The sequence below is a fragment of the Allobacillus saliphilus genome (genome assembly GCF_018138385.1).
In the GTDB taxonomy this organism is placed as follows: Bacteria; Bacillota; Bacilli; order Bacillales; family Alkalibacillaceae; genus Allobacillus; species Allobacillus saliphilus.
On the sequence record NZ_JAGSIE010000012.1, the window covers coordinates 58,348 to 77,707 of the forward strand.

The window sequence follows — 19,360 nt, forward strand, 5'->3', positions numbered from 1 at the left end:
ATGGAGATTAATTGTTTGTAACTGAATACAAATGAACGAATATTCATTTTTATGAAGGAATTTTATACTCTTTCTCGAATGTATTCGGAAGGGAGGGAAAAAAATGAAAAATAAAGTTGTTATTGTTACAGGTGGCTCAAGTGGAATGGGTAAGTATATGGCTAAAAAATTCCATGAAGAAGGAGCTAAAGTCGTAATTACAGGTAGAAATGAAGAGAAGTTAAATGATGCAAAAAAAGAAATCGCTTCAGATGATTCAAATTTATTGTCCGTAGCTATGGATGTCAGAAACCCTGAAGATGTTGAAAGAATGGTGCAGGTCGCGGATGAGACATTTGGACGTATCGATTTCTTAGTAAATAATGCTGCAGGGAACTTTATTGTCCCGTTTGAAAAATTAACACCGAATGGATGGAAATCTGTTATTGATATCGTATTGAATGGAACGTTTAACTGCTCTTCCATCGTCGGAAAGTATTGGATTGAGAAGGGGATACAAGGCTGTATTACAAATATGGTCGCCACTTATGCATGGAATGCCGGGGCATATGTTGCTCACTCTGCTGCCGCGAAAGCTGGTGTACTTTCGTTGACACGTACTTTGGCGGTTGAATGGGGTAGAAAATACGGTATTCGAGTTAATGCAATTGCACCGGGACCGATTGATCGCACTGGTGGCTCTGAAAAGTTATGGTTATCTGAAGAAGCAGCAAAACGAACGCTTCAATCTGTTCCATTGCAGCGACTAGGTGAGCCAGAGGAGATTGCCGAGTTGGCGTATTTCATGTTCTCTGACAAAGCGACGTATTTAAATGGAGAAGTGATTACATTGGACGGCGGACAATGGTTAAATGATTATCCGTTCTAAATAAAATCCATGACGAATGCCAATGGATTAGTTTGCGACTAATCAGTCGTAGGTTGTCGGGCGTCTAGACATATGTGCTAGGCGTCTTTATCCTTTCGTCAGGAGGGTCGCGATATGAAGCCAGACGGTTAGATGACTCTATATGCAGTTTTGATCTCTTATTGAATTAAGGCTGCCTCGAAATTTACATAGCCGAATAATGCTTTCATTACTCATTCGATTTAGTTTGTGATAAAATTATGATTGACTGGAGAAAGAGATTACCACTTCCATTAAGGTTAGGGGGAAACTAAATGCTTAATGTGACAGAATTTGATCTCACACAAAAATTAGTGAATGAATACATGATCGATTCTGATAAAGTGGCTCACGTCCAATTAAACAATCCATTGAAACATGCGTTGCTCGTACTTACTAAAACTGGATATAACGCAGTACCAGTTTTAGATTACGACGGGACATTTAAAGGTTTGATCAGCAAATCGCATATTATCGAGAGAATGTTCGGTTTAGATCAAATCGAAGTTGACTTGCTTGATGAGAAAACAGTAAAAGATGTAATGGATTATAATATAAAAACGTTACAATTGGATGATACACTTGAAAAAGCATTACATTTATTAATTGATCATAATTTTGTTTGTGTCGTAAATCATTCCAACACAATGGAAGGCATCTTAACCAGAAGGCAGCTATTAAAGCAAATAAGGAATCAATTCTACCAGCAAAAAACAATCTAGAGATCAGAATAGTATTGGAGGAATTTGAAGTGGACATGATGGACGCTAATCAAATTATTGATTTTATTTCAAATGCAAAAAAATCGACACCTGTAAAGGTATATGTAAAAGGCAGTAAGCTGGATGCTATTGAGTATCCTGATAACGTAAAAGACTTTATTCAAGGTGACACCGGCGTTTTATTCGGTGAGTGGAAGGATATCGAAAAGATCATTGAAGATAATCAAAATATCTTCGACGATTATGTAATTGAAAATGATCGTCGTAATTCAGCAATTCCTTTATTGGATTTGAAAGGAATTAACGCAAGAATCGAGCCGGGCGCACTTATTCGTGACCAAGTTGAAATTGGTGACGGTGTTGTCATCATGATGGGCGCGTCAATTAACATTGGTGCCGCTATTGGTGAAGGAACGATGATCGATATGAACGCCGTGCTTGGTGGCAGAGCAACTGTCGGTAAAGACTGTCATATCGGAGCTGGAACTGTGTTGGCTGGTGTCATTGAGCCACCATCCGCAAAACCAGTGATCGTAGAAGATGGCGTCGTCATCGGTGCAAACGTAGTCGTATTGGAAGGTGTTACTGTCGGTAAAGGTGCCGTAGTCGCAGCTGGTGCGATTGTAACAGAAGATGTACCACCAAAAACTGTTGTGGCTGGTACACCTGCAAAAGTAATCAAAGAGATTGATGACCAAACAAAATCCAAAACAGAAATCAAAAAAGAATTGAGAAAGTTAGATAACTAACTTACATCTAAGCGGGACTTCGATTTTTTCGATAGCCCGCTTATTTGCATATGTATATCGATTTTTCATTGGAAAGGTTTGAAAAAGAGTGGAGAGAGATTGGATACAAGTACGAAGAGATTTACATCAAATACCAGAAATCGGTTATCAAGAATATAAAACACAGGCTTATTTGCAATCAATGATTGATCGCTTGCCCCAAGAACATCTTCATGTCGAAAAGTGGAAAACAGGATTATTCGTTTTAGTAAAAGGAATAGAGGGAAATCGTATAATCGGATACCGCGCCGATATCGACGGACTTCCAATCAAAGAAGAGACTGGATATGATTTTGCGTCGAACCATGAAGGATATATGCATGCATGTGGACATGATGTTCATATGACAGTTGCTCTCGGTGCGTTAACAGAAGTGGTTGAAAATCGATTAAAAGATGACGTCTTATTCATTTTCCAACCAGCTGAAGAAGGCCCAGGAGGTGCAGAGCCGATGCAGACGAGTGATTTTTTTCAACATCACCGTCCAGACGTCATCTTTGCACTTCATATAGATCCTTCTTTGCCGGTAGGTACAGTGGCCACGAAGCCAGGAATCCTTTTTGGGAATACTAGCGAACTATTTATCGATTTTTATGGAAAAGGTGGTCACGCTGCATATCCACATCAAACTTCTGATATGTTGATGGCAGCAAGTGCCTTTAATATGCAACTTCAGCAGTTGGTAGCACGCGTTACTGACCCACTTAGTGAAGCGGTCGTCACGCTTGGTAAGATGGTAGCCGGAACCGCTGGAAATATTATTGCAGAATATGCAAGAATAGAAGGGACCATGAGAACATTGGACCCGAAAGTGATACCACTTTTAAGAGAACACATCCAGTCGTTGTTGGCAGGGATTGAAGAACGTTATCATTGTCGTACTGCTGTAGATTTTGGGGCTAGCTACTATATGGTTGATAATGACTCCGCCTCTGTAAAACGTTTCAAGGCTGCAGTTGAAAATACTTCTGTACACTACCAAGAAGCACCAATCTCAATGGCTGGGGAAGACTTCGGATATTTTCTTAAAAATATTCCAGGGTTTATGTTTTGGTTGGGAGTCGAATCACCATATGGACTTCATCATAGTAAACTTCAACCGAGGGAAGAAGCAATACAAGTCGGTATTGAAGCGGTTACCGCTACATTGGAAAAATTATAACGGGAGAGATTTCAAAACATGGATCATATGTTTAAAAAAATTGATCATGTTCAGTTGACTGCACCAACAGGCTCTGAATATGAAGCAAGAGAATTTTACGCTGGCCTTCTCGGGATGGAAGAAGTGAAGAAGCCAGAATCATTAGAAGTAAACGGGGGCGTGTGGTTCCGATTTGGTGACTTTGAGCTTCATATCGGCATCGAAGAACCTTATACGCCAGCTAAAAAAGCGCATCCCGCTTTTGAGGTTGACGAGCTTGATGAATTCATCGCTTTATTAGAAGATCATAAAGTCAATTACACAGTAGATAATCAATTGCCAAATGCTAAGAGAATCTATCTAAACGATCCGTTCGGCAATCGATTAGAAGTTTTGGAATGGGAAGAGTAATAATACAAACAAAAACCCTTTGCAAGTCCGTTGAAAAGGACTTGCAAAGGGTTTTTTAAAGCTTGTAAAACAAAGGCTATATGACTTAAAAAAGTTAGAAAGTATCTAATTCATTTACTATGATTTTGGAACATTAACCTGATGAGGGTAAGGAATTTCAATGTTGTTCTCATCCAAGGCTTCCTTGATTCGTTTTCGTAGCTCTCTCTCTATGCCAAATTGTTCGTTTTTCTCTGTTTGTGCGATGACACGTAATGTGACTTGCGAGTCGTCGAGAGATTGTACACCAACGACATCAGGACCTTCTTTAATTAAAGGGTTTCCGCTCATTTCATCACAAACTTTTTGAAGAACTTGTGTAACATGGTCGATATTTTCTTCATATGCAATCCCAAAATCCACTAAAGCTCGCATATTTCCGCGTGTGTGATTATTAACATTTTGTATATAGCGATTTGGGATGTAGTTTAGTGTTCCGTCAAAACTCCTAATTTGAGTTGTCCGAAGACCTAACTCTTCAACGATTCCATTTTCTCCACCAGCTGTAACGTAATCATCCACATCGATCTGCTTTTCAATCAAAATGAAAAATCCTGTCACGATATCACTGACTAATCCTTGAGCACCAAATCCGATAGCTAATCCAATAATCCCTGCACCAGCTAAAAGAGGTGCAATAGGTATATTAAAGATTGGTAACAACATAACGACAAACAAGAAAATCAATACATAGCTATACACGTTGAGAAGTAAGTTGCTCAATGTTTTCTTTCTACCTTCACTTAGCTTTTGTTTGGTGGCTACTTGATTCATTAAGCCAGTGATCAATTTCTTGCCAAGTGGTTTAATGATTAAAAATAAAATAATTAATAACAAAGCCCTACCAGAAATTGTTAAAGCAGAGCTTAAAAGTGAGCTCCAATCAAAATCAAAATTCATTCAAATAACCCCTTTAATCAACTAATTTTCTTAAGTGTAAATTGTTCTTTTATTATATGTATTAAACAAAAAACACTTAACATCACAAATATATACCCTAACACTTATTTCTTCAAACGAACTAATTAATAAACTAATTTGAAAGAAAATAATAATTTTTTTGACAAAAGGGTAGAAATTTATTTCGGAACCCGATATATTAATAAGGCAAAGGTATTTATAGAAGTGAGGGATCAGCATGGAAGTTTTCAAGAAATTGAAACAGTTTTATTGGCCTTATCGGTGGTATTTTATTTTTTCTATTATTTCACTTGTCTTTGTAGCAGGCATTACCGTCATTTATCCAATTGTGTTACAAATCACGATTGACGATGTCGTAGCAAAAGAACGTTTTTATCTAGTGCCATACATTGCTTTAATTTTTGTTGGCTTAATGATTGTGAAATCAATTGCAACTTATTTCAATCAATATTTAGGGGATTTGTTCGGTATTTCATCCGTATACGCTGTACGTGATGAGATGTATAAAAAATTACAACGACTATCTTTTAAGTACTATGACAATGCGAAAACAGGAGATCTCATGTCGAGATTGACAGCAGATGTTGAAGGGTTTCGTTTTTTCTTGTCATTTGGGTTCTCTGAATTATTAAGGATTTTTTTATTAATCACGGTCAGTTTAGGTGTGATGTTCTTTTACTCTGTACCGCTCGCTTTAGTTACGATGGCGGCTATGCCATTTCTTGGAATCATCGTGTATAAATTCGACCGACGTGTGCATCCCGCTTTTCGTGGAATCCGCAAATCGTTTGGACGAATGAATACTCGTGTTCAAGAAAACATTTCAGGAATGAGCACGGTTAAATCACTATCCCGTGAAGATTTTGAGATCGATCGTTTCACAGAAAAGGGCGAGAATTACCGACAACATTATTTAGACACGGCGAAAATATGGGCACGTTATTTCCCTTTAATGGAGTTTATCGGGAATGTGTGTGTTGTTGCGTTGCTAGCCTTTGGTGGTTACTTAGTTATTCAAGGAGACTTATCTGTTGGTCGATTAATCGCATTTTTCAGTTTGGTTTGGTATATTCTAGGGCCATTAATGAATTTAGGGTTCGTCGTAAACCAATTCTCACAAGCGAAAGCTTCCGGTGAAAGATTGTTGGAAATTTTAGAATCAGATTTGGAAATTAATGATCATGCCACAGAGCATGAAGATCACATACAAGGTCACGTTACTTTTACAGATGTGACGTTGACGTATGCTGAAGAAGATGACCAAGCTTTAAAAAATATTAGCTTCGATGCACCTCCTGGAAAAGTGATTGGCTTAATAGGTGGTACAGGTGCAGGAAAAACGAGTATTACCCAGTTGATCACCCGTTTCTATGAGCCTGAAAAAGGTCAAGTGTTAGTTGATGGAAAGCCTGTGAACGAATATCCATTGACTCAACTACGTAAAAATATAGGATTTGTTTTGCAAGAACCTTTTTTATTTTCTACAACGATCAAAGACAATATTGCTTACGGAAATCCTGAAGCGACAATGGATGAGATCATTGATGCTGCCAAGCGTGCACAAGCACATGATTTCATCATGGAAATGCCCAAAGGCTATGACACCTTATTAGGTGAAAGAGGAATGGGCCTTTCTGGAGGTCAAAAGCAACGGATCTCTATTGCCCGGGCAATTTTAATCAACCCAAGCATTCTTGTCCTCGATGATGCGACTTCGGCTGTAGATATGCAGACAGAATTTAAGATTCAAAAAGCGTTGAAGGAAGTAATGGAGGGACGTACGACGTTCATAATTGCTCATCGGATTTCATCATTAAAGCATGCGGATGAAATTTTAGTCCTTGAGAATGGAGAAATCGCTGAGCGAGGAACACATGAATTTTTACTACAGAATAATGGAGCTTATCAACGCATTTATGATATCCAGTATCAAGATAAAGAAACGGTTATGGCAAATCAAAAACATGCTTAAAGGAGGGTGCTCGTATGGCGACAACAACAAAAGAAAAAAGTCCCCATTTAAAAAGATTTCATTATACGCTTGATGTAGCAGTTGATAAGCCATTCAATTGGAAGCAGATGCTGCGTTTGCTTCAATTTTTAAAACCATATGCAAAAACGGTTTTACCGATTGCTGTTATTGCAATGCTTGTCTCAACTGCGGTCCGATTAATTGTGCCAGTCTTAATCGGTCGCGTCGCAATTAATATAGCCGTGGCCAATCAAGACGTTAACCTATTGATTGAATTGGTAATAGGGATTTCAATACTCTATCTATTGAGCTATATTGGCAATACGGTAAGAATTAAGTACGTCAATATTTTAGGGCAAAATATCATTTATGATTTAAGAAAACATTTATTCTCTCATGTTCAACGACTCTCGAATCGTTTTTTTGATAATCGTTCAGCAGGTAGTATAATTGTGCGGATTATGAATGATATTAACTCCTTACAAGAGCTATTTACGAATGGAATCATCAACTTGTTAATGGACGTTACAATGTTAATTAGCATTATTGTTATTTTACTTGTGTTGAGTCCACAGTTAGCTTTAGCAGTCATGGTGATTATTCCAATTATGTTCTACATTTCAACGAAATTGCGGAAGAATATTCGTAAATCATGGCAAGATGTACGGATTCAGCAATCTCGGTTGAATTCCCATTTGAATGAGAGTCTACAAGGTATTCGTATTACCCAGTCATTCGGTCAGGAACGAGCCAATACCGAATACTTCGATGGTGTGAATACGGACAACTTTGGTACATGGCGTACAGCGACACGTAAAAGTGCAATGTTCCGCCCGTTCGTGGAAATGAGTAACGCGTTTGGAACAGTGATCTTAGTCGCTTATGGTTCCTATTTAATCATCAATGGGACAATTGACGTCGGTACATTCGTTATTTTCGGCTTTTTCATCGGAATGTTCTGGGAACCAATCTCTCGATTAGGGCAGATGTATAATCAACTGTTGATGGCAATGTCTGCATCTGAAAGAATCTTTGAGTTTTTAGATGAACAACCAAACGTTGCAGAAAAAGAAAACGCTAAACATTTGGAAGATATTGAAGGTCATATTGAATTTGACCATGTTCAGTTTTCTTATGATGAAGATCGAATCGCTTTACATGAAATCTCTCTGGAAATGAAACCAGGCGAGGCAGTAGCTTTAGTCGGTCATACGGGCTCAGGTAAATCAACGATTGCAAATCTAATCAATCGCTTTTATGACCCGACAAAAGGCTCTGTTAAAATTGATGGAAACGATTTACGTGATGTGAGGCTAGATGATATTAGACAACGAATCAGTGTCGTCTTACAAGATACGTTCATTTTCTCCGGTACAATTATGGAAAACATTCGATTTGGTCGACCAACTGCATCTGATGAAGAAGTTATTGAAGCGGCTAAAGTCGTAGGAGCAGATGAATTTATTCAACGGCTATCAGATGGCTATCAAACCGAGGTAGAAGAACGTGGAAATATCTTATCAGCAGGTGAAAGACAGTTACTTTCTTTTGCCAGAGCATTACTTGCTGATCCGAAAATAATTATACTAGATGAAGCAACTGCCAGTATTGATACAGAAACAGAAATGAAGATTCAGAACGCATTGAAGCGTTTGTTGAAGGGTAGAACATCCATTATTATCGCTCACAGACTGTCGACCATTCGAGATGCCGATCAGATTATTGTGTTGGAGAACGGAAAAATACTCGAGCGTGGAAGTCATGAAGAACTAATGAATATACATGGCGAATATTATCACTTAGTCAAATCTCAGTTTCAAATGCTTGATCAGTTATAAAAGTTAATGAAGTGTAGAACGAGCGGTGCCTAAGGTATAGAAAACACTACAAATTATCAAAGATGTTTACACTCACAGGTGCAAGCGTATTGTTTTGATGGAGAGTACTATTTAGCAACAGAAAATCCGAACGATTTATTTTACATTTAAATCGTTCGGATTTTAATTTTTTTATAAATTTTTATCCCATTCCTTACTATTTTCTCATGGTAAAATTATGATATGATATCTTTGATGGAACGAAGGAGGAATCCCGATGAAAAAGTTATATGGGGTAATCGGTCTTGGCCGTTTTGGCGGAAGTGTTTGTTTAGAATTGGCGCGAGAAGGATTTGAAGTACTAGCACTTGATCGCGACGAAGATCGAGTGAATGAGTTTAAAGATATAGCTACTCACGCTGTAATCGGGGATTCAATGGATGAACAGACGTTGATTGATCTCGGTTTTAAAAATATCGACCATGTCATTGTTGCCATTGGGGATAATGTCCATGCCAGTATTTTAACAACACTTATTTTAGAAGAATTAGGTATTAAACGTATCACTGTAAAAGCTCAAAATGACTATCATGAAAAGATACTGAATAAAATCGGTGCTGACCATGTCGTCCACCCGGAACGTGATATGGGGAAGAGGATTGCTCATAGCATCGTATCGAGTAATATCCTAGATTATATTGAGCTCTCTGATGAATATAGTGTGGTGGAAGTAAAAGTTGGCAGTAAAATGAATGATAAAACCATTCAAGAATTGGATGTTCGAGCACGATTTGGGTGTAACATTGTTGCGATTAAAAGAGGTAAAGACGTAAACGTGTCACCTATGGCAGATGAAGTATTAAAACTGGGTGATATTCTAATTGTCATTGGATCAGATAAAGATATATCCAGATTCGAGAAAAAGTTAGTTATAGAAGAATAGAAAAAGATAATATTTACGCTGGAAACTCACTCGTTTAACGGGTACATAAGTTGTTTAAGGTCGTTAATTTTGAGTCAAGCTGAGTTTCCTAAAACGCGTTCTAAGTCAAATGTTGAAGCTAGGACAAAATCTTTAAAGTTGACTCAGATGCGAACATTCTAATTTAGTGTAACGGAAATACCCGCTTCGGAAATATACTCCGCTTTTCGGCCGAGGAGGCTCGAGCCGTGCCCGGCGGTATAGAAGACACTGCGATTTATCGCAGATGTCGCCTTATGCCCTGTGGGTACAAGCCCCCGCCGTAAGCGGATCGCCTGACACCAACGGCCACCATCGAACCAACAAATATTTTAGAGCCTAAAATGATAAAAAATCACCGATCACATTGAAGTGACCGGTGATTTTTTTATTTCATTTATTCAATTGCTTTCGGATAGGTAATTCATTAAACTTCCATAATGATTGGTAAGATCATTGGACGACGCTTCGTGCGATCGAATAAGAATGGCTGAATCGTGTCAGTAATTTCATTCTTGATTTCTGACCATTGTGTCGTTTTTCTTTCCATAACTTTTTCAAGATGTTTTGCAACTAAACCTTGCGCTTCTTTAATAAGGTCTTCAGATTCACGCATGTAGACAAAACCTCTTGAGATGATGTCTGGGCCTGATGCAATTTTGTGATCTTTCATGTTGATACTGACGACAACAATGACTAAACCTTCTTCAGATAAAATTCGGCGGTCTCTTAATACGATATTTCCAATATCACCAATACCGCTACCGTCGACATAGACAGAACCTGCAGGGATTTTTCCTGCAACGCTCACATCGTTTTTGCCAATAGCCAAAACGTCACCGATATCCATAACAAAGGAATTTTCTCGAGGTACGCCTGTTTGTTCAGCAAGTTTCGTATGTTCAACAAGCATACGATGTTCGCCGTGAATCGGCATGAAATACTTAGGTTTCATTAGTCGTAACATTAATTTTTGCTCTTCTTGTCCACCGTGACCAGATGTATGGATATCATTTAATGAACCATGAATCACATTGGCTCCTGCACGATAGAGTTTGTTGATGTTACGGTTGATGCTGATCGTATTACCAGGAATTGGTGATGAAGATAATACAACTGTATCGTCTGGGTGAATTTGGATATGGCGATGTGTGCCATTAGCGATTCTGGATAGTGCTGCCATTTGTTCTCCTTGAGAACCTGTACAAAGAATAACGAGTTCATCATTAGGCATTTGATTAATTTTGTTCGGCTCGATAAACGTATCATCAGGTGCCGTAATATAATTCAATTCCTGTCCAAGGCGGATGGCGTTTTCCATACTACGTCCGAAAACAGCGATTTTTCGATCGTTTTCAACGGCAGATTGAACAACTTGTTGTAATCGATAAATATTAGATGCAAACGTTGCAAAAATTATTCTTCCGTCTACTTTGTTGAAGATATCCCGTATGCTTTCACCGACAACACTTTCTGAAAGCGTAAAACCAGGAACTTCACTATTGGTACTGTCAGACATTAGGCAAAGAACGCCTTCTGCACCAATTTCAGCCATTTTCGTCAAGTTGGCCGGTTCTCCAACAGGTGTGAAATCAAATTTAAAATCACCTGTTTGTACGATGTTTCCTGGTGGTGTCTTTACAACAATTCCGAATGAATCGGGGATACTATGTGTCGTTCTGAAAAAGCTGACGGCCGTTTTTCTGAACTTGATGATATCTTCTTCTTCAACAGAATGTAGCTTCGCACTCCGTAGAAGCTTGTGTTCTTCTAGTTTGTTTTTAATTAAACCAATTGCTAATTTACCAGCATAAATCGGGATATTGATTTCACGTAATAAATACGGAATGCCCCCGATGTGGTCTTCGTGTCCGTGAGTGATGAACAATCCTTTAATTTTATCTTGGTTTTGGATGAGATAAGTGTAATCAGGAATTACATAGTCGATTCCCAAAAGTTCGTCTTCGGGGAACTTAATACCGGCATCAATTAAAATAATTTCATCCTGGAATTGAACGCCGTACGTATTTTTTCCGATTTCACCTAATCCCCCCAAAGCGAAGATAGCTACTTGATCATTTTTTACAAATTTCATGTGCTAGATACTCTCCACTTTGAAGTCTTCAGACTTTTGCTCATAAGCTAAATGAGCCTCATTTAATTCAAGGATATGTTCAATATTGATGCTTCGATCAGCGAGTTTTTCACGGACACTCTTTACACTGTCTGCTTCGATGTACATCGTTTTTGTTTCTTCACGTACAGGAGCTTCTTCTTCGTGCTCCTGATATAATACTTTAAAAATCATTTTTTTCCTCCTAGTTAATTGTGTTCTACATAGTTTACCTATCCGTAAAAAAGCAATATTTAAATGCTGAAATGAAAGCATTATGGATAAATTAATTATTCAAAAGGTTTTACTGCATATAGTTTATTTAGAATGCTTATGCTCCAAGTGTCTTTTTTCCACGAAGCAACTTTTTTAAACGCTTTCTCAGTTTTTCTCGTAAACGCTTTAACATGGCGACATACGCTCCTTAATGTATGACGTAAATCCAACAAACGATTGCTGAGAAAAAAAGAATACTACATTACATTTTCCTATCGTTATTATCCACTTATTATTTCCATTATATACTTTTCTGTATCATATTTGAAACAATAAATCGATTGTTTCAGAAAAAGTATTATGGAGATTCAATGGACTGCTATAGTTCGTCAACGGATACTGCATTATCAGGTGGTGTCATCGGGTCGTTTTTATCGATGTGATCATAAAACATGACACCGTTTAAGTGATCGATTTCATGCTGAAATACAACAGCGGCATACCCTTTGAGACGTAGTTTGATGTCTTCGCCTTCAAGCGTTGTTGCTTTCACTGTAATTCTTGCATAACGTGGTACAATTCCAGGTACATCCCTGTCAACACTTAAACAGCCTTCTCCACCAGGCAAATAGGTTTGTTCCACTGAATGACTAATGATTCTAGGGTTGAATAATCCATAGCTATAAAGTCGTTCGTTATGATCTGAAAAATGAACAGCGATCATCCGTTTGGATATACCGAGCTGAGGAGCAGCCAAGCCAACACCACTTCTTAGATCATATTTTTCAATCATTTCTTCGTCTTGACTATTCTTGATAAATTGAAGCATTTTCGTTAACAGTTCTTTTTCTTCTTCCGTAGCTGGAAGGTTCACTTTAGTGGCTTTTATACGTAGGGATTCATGTCCTTCCCGAACAATATCTTTCATCGTTAGCATACGATTTCATCTCCTTGCTTGTTGTCTTATATGTATGAATGGTAAGATTAAATATTGAATTTACCGTTTAAATCTCGCTTTACATATTTTATCATATATTTATTGGATTCATAATAAAATGTATTCCAAATATAGGAATACTTTATGTTATAATAGCGAAAAGGAAATGATATGTAGACAGGAAGGAAGAGACACATACATGAAGAAATTATTACTATCCATAAGTATCCTGATTTTAAGTATCACACTTGTAGGTTGTAACAGTAGTGATCAAACAAAAGAAGAAATTTACAACCATCTGGAAGAAGCCGTTCAACAAGAAAAGGATTTTCAGGAAGCACAAAATGAACTTGTTGAAGTTGAAAAAGATGAAAATAAGTTATATGAGCAAATGATAGAGATTAATATGGAAGAAATTGACCAAGTGAAGGAAAAGGCAGAAAAGGCGAAAGAACTTTCTCAAGAACGAAAACAGATTATGGAAAAAGAAATGGAAAGTATCAAAGCAGGAAAAGAAGAGTTTGATAAAATACAGCCTCTAGTTGAAGAATTAGAAAATGAAGAGCCAAAGAATCAAGCAAATGAGATGATTGAAGTCATGGAAAATCGTTATAAATCATTTGCTGAACTCCATGAAACTTATTTATCATCCATTGAAAGTGATCAAAAGCTATATGATTTGCTTATGGACGAAGAGCTGGATAAAGAAACCTTAGATGAGCAAGTGAATGAAATCAATCAAAAGTATGAAAAAATCACAACTCATCAAGAAGAATTTAATGAATTGACGAACCAATTCAACGAACTGAAAAAGCAATTATATGAAAAGCTTGAATTAGATGTTCAATACGAAGAATAAACGGGATTTAGTAAAAAGCTCGAACGAATTAAAATCGTTCGAGCTTTAATTATTGTCCACGCTCGAGTAGCGTAGGTCTTAAATCAAGATCAATGGCAATTTAGTTACGATTATCTTCCAGTTTCACATAAAGTCTGCAAGTCTGTTATATCACAGAGGTTAATGCCCATTATAACAGATAAATGTATTTTACCTCTTGGAAAGATTCAGAAAAATGCTTGGTCGCTTGATAAACAAATACAATTGACGAGTGAGACCTTTATGTTATAGACTATTCTATGGAATCTTGTATCATTAAAAATCATCTTTTGTATGAAACAGTTTATTTGATTAAAACGTAGCACGAAAGGGTAAATATAAAAGATGAAGTTTAGTATGAGGAACGTTAGCCAAACTATGGAAAGAATATAAGGAAAGGAAGAGGTGACTGGTGTGGTTTTTAAAAGTCCAGTAGAAGGCATCGAAGAAAAATTTGAGATGATTCAAATCTTAAATGAAGATGGGAAAATTGTGAATGAGGATGCAATGCCGGATTTATCTGATGATGATCTGGTAGAATTAATGCGTCGTATGGTATATACGAGAGTGTTAGATCAACGTTCTATCGCGTTGAACAGACAAGGAAGATTAGGCTTCTATGCACCAACAGCGGGTCAAGAAGCTTCGCAATTAGGTAGTCAGTTTGCGTTGGAGCAAGACGATTTTATCCTTCCGGGATATCGTGATGTACCACAGTTGATTTGGCAAGGGCTTCCGTTATATCAAGCTTTTCTATTTTCTCGCGGTCATTACCACGGAAACCAAATGCCTGAAGATGTTCAAGCATTAAGTCCACAAATCATTATCGGTGCACAAATTACACAAGCAGCTGGTGTAGCGTTAGGAATGAAAAATCGTGGCAAGAAAAACGTTGCAATCACCTACACTGGTGACGGTGGTGCGTCGCAAGGTGACTTCTATGAAGGGGTAAACTTTGCCGGAGCTTACCAGGCACCAGCGATTTTTATTGTTCAAAACAACCGATTCGCTATTTCTGTTCCAGTTGAAAAACAATCAGCAGCAAAAACAATTGCTCAGAAATCTGTAGCAATGGGAATACCAGGCTTTCTAGTTGATGGTATGGATGTTTTAGCTGTTTATAAAGTCGTTCAAGAAGCCCGTGAACGTGCTGTAAATGGAGATGGACCAACATTAATTGAAACATTGACGTATCGTTATGGTCCACACACTATGGCAGGGGATGACCCAACACGCTACCGTACAGAAGATATGGATAGCGAATGGGAAAAGAAAGATCCAATTGTCCGTTTCCGTAAATTCTTGGAAGAAAAAGGACTATGGTCTGAAGAGAAAGAAAATGAAGTAATGGAAACAGCAAAAGAAGAAATTAAAGCGGCGATCAAGAAAGCAGATAAACAAGAAAAACAGTCTGTTACGGAGTTAATTTCCATTATGCATGAAGAACTTCCAGCGAATTTGATAGAGCAAATGGAAGAATTCAAAGAAAAGGAGTCGAAGTAAACAATGGCTGAAATGACTATGATTCAAGCAATAACTGATGCCTTACGCACAGAGTTGAAGAACGATGACAATGTGCTCGTTTTTGGTGAGGACGTTGGCCAAAATGGTGGTGTATTTCGTGCTACTGAAGGCTTACAAGACGAGTTCGGAGAAGAGAGAGTTTTTGATACGCCATTGGCTGAATCAGGAATTATTGGTATGGCTGTCGGTTTATCAACACAAGATTATCGACCAGTACCGGAAATTCAGTTCTTCGGCTTTGTTTTCGAAGCGATGGATGCAGTTGTAGGTCAAGCTGCTCGTATGCGTTATCGTTCTGGAGGTAGATGGCATGCGCCAATTACAATCCGCTCACCATTTGGTGGTGGCGTACACACACCAGAACTTCACGCGGACAGCTTGGAAGGATTTATGACACAGGCACCTGGTCTTCGTGTCGTTATTCCATCAGGACCATATGATGCGAAAGGGCTACTAATTTCTTCAATCCGAAATAACGATCCTGTTATTTTCTTGGAGCACATGAAGCTGTATCGTTCTTTCCGTGAAGAGGTTCCTGAAGAGGAATATACAATTGATTTGGATAAAGCAAATATTGTAAAAGAAGGTACCGATATGACGTTGGTTGCTTACGGTGCAATGGTTCACGCTTCCCTTAAAGCAGCAGAAGAATTAGAAGAAGAAGGAATTAGCTGTGAGGTAATCGACCTTCGTACAGTAAGTCCAATCGATATTGACACAATTTTAGAATCTGTTAAGAAAACAAATCGAGCTATTGTAGTACAAGAAGCTCAGCGTCAAGCAGGAGTTGCAGCTGGCATTGTTGCTGAAATTCAAGAACGTGCAATCTTGCACTTAGAATCACCTGTTTTCAGAGTAACTGCTCCAGATACGGTATATCCATTCTCTCAAGCAGAAGAGGTTTGGTTACCAAATCATCAAGACGTTAAGGAAAAAGTAAAAGAATCTATGAACTTTTAATTGAGAATGACAATGAATAGGAGGGATTATCTTGGCCTTTGAATTTAAACTTCCTGATATCGGTGAAGGAATCCATGAAGGTGAAATTGCCAAGTGGTTTGTCAAAGAAGGCGACCAAGTAAGCGAAGATGATGTCTTAGCCGAGGTCCAAAACGACAAGGCAGTTGTTGAGATCCCATCTCCGGTTGATGGGACAGTCAAAAAAATCTTTGTTGATGAAGGCGAAGTAACGACCGTTGGTACGGTAATTATTACTTTCGATGCAGAAGGTTATGAAGACGACGAATCTGAAGAAGAATCGTCTAAAGAAGAACCAAAACAAGAAGAGCAACCAGAAGAAAAGAAAGAAGAGCCAAAAGAAGAGAAAACAGCAGATCGCAAACAAGCAGAAACGAGTGATCAATCTGCTGATGATAATAAACGCGTTATTGCAATGCCATCTGTTCGTAAATATGCACGAGACAATGACGTGAATATCCAGCAAGTCAGTGGTTCGGGTAAAAATGGTCGAATCTTGAAAGACGATATTGATCAGTTCTTAAGTGGAGATCAACCTGCTGAAGAAACTCAGCAGACAGAAGAATCTACAGAACAAAAATCTGCACCACAAATGACAGAAGGTCAATACCCTGAAACACGAGAGAAAATCAGTGGTATTCGCCGCACAATTGCCAATGCAATGGTCAACTCCAAGCGTACAGCGCCACACGTCACGTTGATGGATGACGTAGACGTTACAGCGTTAGTCGAACACCGTAAAAAATTCAAAGCAATTGCAGAAGAGCAAGATATTAAGCTAACTTATTTACCATATGTGGTTAAAGCTCTCGTTTCTACATTGAAGAAGTATCCAATTTTGAACGCTTCATTCGATGACGAAACAGAAGAACTTATTTATAAGCATTATTACAATATTGGAATTGCTGCAGACACAGACCGTGGGCTACTTGTGCCGGTCGTAAAAGATGCTGATCGCAAATCCATGTTTGAAATTTCTGCTGAAATAAATGAGTTGGCAACCAAAGCACGTGATGGTAAACTTTCCCCAGGGGAGATGAAAGGTGCTTCCTGTTCGATTACGAATATTGGATCAGCAGGTGGACAATGGTTCACTCCTGTCATTAACCATCCTGAAATGGGTATTTTAGGCATTGGTCGCATCAGTGAGAAACCAGTTGTTCGTGACGGAGAAGTTGTTGTAGCCCCTGTATTAGCATTATCTCTAAGCTTTGATCACCGTATGGTTGACGGAGCTACAGCACAACATGCGATGAATCATGTCAAACGATTATTGAACGATCCACAACTAATTATGATGGAGGGTTGATTATGGTAGTAGGAGATTTTCCAGAAGAAGTAGATACGCTAATCGTCGGTGCTGGACCCGGCGGTTACGTTGCAGCAATCCGAGCTGCACAAATGGGGCAGAAAGTGACCATTGTAGATAAGGGCAATCTTGGTGGTGTCTGTTTAAATGTAGGCTGTATCCCTTCAAAAGCATTAATTTCAGCAGGTCATCGTTATGAGCAAGCATCTGGCTCTGATGACATGGGAATTGTTGCTGAAAAAGTATCTGTTAATTGGGACAAAGTCCAAGAGTGGAAAGGCCAAGTTGTAAACAAACTAACTGGCGGTGTTGAAAGCTTATTAAAAGCAAATAAAGTAAACATCGTTAAAGGTGAAGCTTACTTCGTTGACCAAAATACAGCAAAAATCATGGACGATAAGCAGTCTCAAACGTATAAGTTTAAAAACTGTATTCTTGCAACAGGCTCTAGACCGGTTGAATTAAAACCATTCCCTTATTCTGAGCGCGTGTTAGACTCTACAGGTGCATTGAACTTAAAAGAAGTTCCAGGAAAAATGGTTGTCATCGGTGGAGGTTATATCGGTACTGAACTTGGTGGCGCGTACGCAAGCTTTGGTACAGAAGTAACAATCCTTGAAGGTACAAAAGACATCTTGGGTGGATTTGAGAAGCAAATGACTCAATTAGTGAAGAAGCGTCTGAAAGGAAAAGGCGTTGATATCGTTACAGAAGCTATGGCTCAAGGTGTTGAAGAAACCGACAATGGCGTAAAAGTAACCTATGAAGTAAAAGGTGAAGAAAAGACAGTTGAAGCTGATTACCTATTGGTAACTGTTGGTCGTCGTCCAAACACTGATGAAATCGGACTTGAAGAAGTTGGCGTAGAGATGGATGATAAAGGCTTAATTAAAGTGGATAAACAAGGACGTACGAATATCGATAGCATCTTTGCTATTGGTGACATCGTTGACGGACCTCCACTAGCTCACAAAGCTTCCTATGAAGGGAAAATTGCGGCTGAAGCAATCAGTGGAGAGAAATCAGAAATTGATTATCTATCTATGCCACTTGTTGTTTTCTCAGATCCTGAACTTGCAAGTGTCGGATACAATGAGAGCGACGCAAAAGAAGCAGGCTACGATGTTAAAGTTTCGAAATTCCCATTCGCCGCTAATGGCCGTGCGTTAAGCTTAAATGACACAGATGGTTTCGTGAAATTAATTACACGTAAATCAGATGGATTAGTTATTGGTGCTCAAGTTGCTGGTCCAAGTGCTAGTGACTTAATTGCAGAATTAGGACTTGCTGTTGAAGCTGGAATGACAGCTGAAGACTTAGCATTGACGATTCATGCTCACCCAACACTTGGTGAGACGGTTATGGAAGCAGGCGATCTTGCAATCGGTATGCCAATCCATACAATGAAATAAACTGTGAAATAAATGAAAACACACCAACCCAGTTAAGCCCTACGGTTTGCTGGTTGGTGTGTTTTTTCATAGTATTCTGTTGGGTATTATTGCACGCCCTTCTATAAATACGAGTAAATACTCTACGAAATGGTATTGGATTCGAAGAGCATTTTTTTACTTATAAACAAAAACCACCTCGAACAAAATACAAAACATAGTTCGAGGTGGTTTCAAAAACAAATTAGATTATCCTGTAGCCAGCAAATTATGAGGATGAACTTTACCTTGTAAAACCTCCTGCAGCGAGCTGTTAATATAAAGCGGAGAGTCATGTAATGGGCTTTCCGCTTTATA

The 19,360-nt window shown here is 38.5% G+C and carries 17 protein-coding genes; 13 read left to right on the top strand and 4 right to left on the bottom strand.

The window, feature by feature from the left end; genetic code table 11:
- Window positions 1-103: 103 nt before the first annotated feature.
- From fadH to KC820_RS05065, 5 genes are all read left to right on the top strand, one after another.
- Window positions 104-868 carry a 2,4-dienoyl-CoA reductase gene (fadH, locus tag KC820_RS05045; RefSeq protein WP_144088669.1) on the top strand — a complete coding sequence of 255 codons (765 nt, stop codon included), beginning with the start codon at window positions 104-106 and terminating at the stop codon, window positions 866-868.
- Between the two features lie 293 nt (window positions 869-1,161).
- Entirely contained in the window at window positions 1,162-1,608 is a 447-nt protein-coding gene (gene cbpB, locus KC820_RS05050) for a cyclic-di-AMP-binding protein CbpB (protein WP_144088670.1), read from the top strand.
- 29 nt (window positions 1,609-1,637) lie between these two features.
- Window positions 1,638-2,357, top strand: coding sequence for a 2,3,4,5-tetrahydropyridine-2,6-dicarboxylate N-acetyltransferase (gene dapD / locus KC820_RS05055; protein ID WP_212368801.1), 720 nt, complete (start codon window positions 1,638-1,640; stop codon window positions 2,355-2,357).
- Window positions 2,358-2,445: 88 nt separating this feature from the next.
- Window positions 2,446-3,558 (top strand): N-acetyldiaminopimelate deacetylase, encoded by a 1,113-nt coding sequence (locus tag KC820_RS05060; RefSeq protein ID WP_144088671.1) that lies wholly within the window; start codon window positions 2,446-2,448, stop codon window positions 3,556-3,558.
- Window positions 3,559-3,576: 18 nt separating this feature from the next.
- Entirely contained in the window at window positions 3,577-3,948 is a 372-nt protein-coding gene (locus KC820_RS05065) for a VOC family protein (protein ID WP_144088672.1), read from the top strand.
- A gap of 117 nt (window positions 3,949-4,065) precedes the next feature.
- Here the strand turns inward: KC820_RS05065 and KC820_RS05070 are convergent, their stop codons facing one another.
- Window positions 4,066-4,887, bottom strand: a complete 822-nt coding sequence (locus KC820_RS05070) for a mechanosensitive ion channel family protein (protein ID WP_212368803.1) — start codon at window positions 4,885-4,887, stop codon at window positions 4,066-4,068.
- Window positions 4,888-5,125: 238 nt separating this feature from the next.
- Here KC820_RS05070 and KC820_RS05075 point away from each other — a divergent pair, with 238 nt between their 5' ends.
- The 3 genes from KC820_RS05075 to KC820_RS05085 all read left to right on the top strand — a co-directional run bounded on the left by KC820_RS05075 (window position 5,126) and on the right by KC820_RS05085 (window position 9,640).
- On the top strand, window positions 5,126-6,880 hold the full coding sequence (locus KC820_RS05075; RefSeq protein WP_212368804.1) for an ABC transporter ATP-binding protein: 1,755 nt from the start codon (window positions 5,126-5,128) through the stop codon (window positions 6,878-6,880).
- 14 nt (window positions 6,881-6,894) lie between these two features.
- Window positions 6,895-8,718, top strand: coding sequence for an ABC transporter ATP-binding protein (locus tag KC820_RS05080; protein WP_212368806.1), 1,824 nt, complete (start codon window positions 6,895-6,897; stop codon window positions 8,716-8,718).
- A gap of 256 nt (window positions 8,719-8,974) precedes the next feature.
- A complete protein-coding gene (locus tag KC820_RS05085) occupies window positions 8,975-9,640 on the top strand; it encodes a potassium channel family protein (protein WP_212368808.1) in 666 nt (221 codons plus the stop codon).
- A 445-nt stretch (window positions 9,641-10,085) separates the two neighbouring features.
- Here the strand turns inward: KC820_RS05085 and rnjA are convergent, their stop codons facing one another.
- The 3 genes from rnjA to def form a co-directional block, all read right to left on the bottom strand.
- Entirely contained in the window at window positions 10,086-11,753 is a 1,668-nt protein-coding gene (rnjA, locus tag KC820_RS05090; protein ID WP_212368810.1) for a ribonuclease J1, read from the bottom strand.
- A gap of 3 nt (window positions 11,754-11,756) precedes the next feature.
- Window positions 11,757-11,966, bottom strand: a complete 210-nt coding sequence (locus KC820_RS05095) for a DNA-dependent RNA polymerase subunit epsilon (RefSeq protein ID WP_212368813.1) — start codon at window positions 11,964-11,966, stop codon at window positions 11,757-11,759.
- Between the two features lie 400 nt (window positions 11,967-12,366).
- Window positions 12,367-12,924, bottom strand: coding sequence for a peptide deformylase (gene def, locus KC820_RS05100; RefSeq protein ID WP_212368815.1), 558 nt, complete (start codon window positions 12,922-12,924; stop codon window positions 12,367-12,369).
- A 199-nt stretch (window positions 12,925-13,123) separates the two neighbouring features.
- Here def and KC820_RS05105 point away from each other — a divergent pair, with 199 nt between their 5' ends.
- From KC820_RS05105 to lpdA, 5 genes are all read left to right on the top strand, one after another.
- Window positions 13,124-13,783, top strand: a complete 660-nt coding sequence (locus tag KC820_RS05105) for a YkyA family protein (protein ID WP_212368818.1) — start codon at window positions 13,124-13,126, stop codon at window positions 13,781-13,783.
- Between the two features lie 477 nt (window positions 13,784-14,260).
- The gene (gene pdhA / locus KC820_RS05110) at window positions 14,261-15,304 is read left to right on the top strand and encodes a pyruvate dehydrogenase (acetyl-transferring) E1 component subunit alpha (RefSeq protein ID WP_212368870.1); all 1,044 of its coding nucleotides are present in this window, start codon (window positions 14,261-14,263) and stop codon (window positions 15,302-15,304) included.
- A gap of 3 nt (window positions 15,305-15,307) precedes the next feature.
- The gene (locus KC820_RS05115) at window positions 15,308-16,285 is read left to right on the top strand and encodes an alpha-ketoacid dehydrogenase subunit beta (RefSeq protein ID WP_212368820.1); all 978 of its coding nucleotides are present in this window, start codon (window positions 15,308-15,310) and stop codon (window positions 16,283-16,285) included.
- A gap of 31 nt (window positions 16,286-16,316) precedes the next feature.
- A complete protein-coding gene (locus KC820_RS05120; protein WP_212368823.1) occupies window positions 16,317-17,612 on the top strand; it encodes a dihydrolipoamide acetyltransferase family protein in 1,296 nt (431 codons plus the stop codon).
- A 2-nt stretch (window positions 17,613-17,614) separates the two neighbouring features.
- On the top strand, window positions 17,615-19,024 hold the full coding sequence (gene lpdA, locus KC820_RS05125; RefSeq protein ID WP_212368825.1) for a dihydrolipoyl dehydrogenase: 1,410 nt from the start codon (window positions 17,615-17,617) through the stop codon (window positions 19,022-19,024).
- Window positions 19,025-19,360 lie beyond the last annotated feature (336 nt).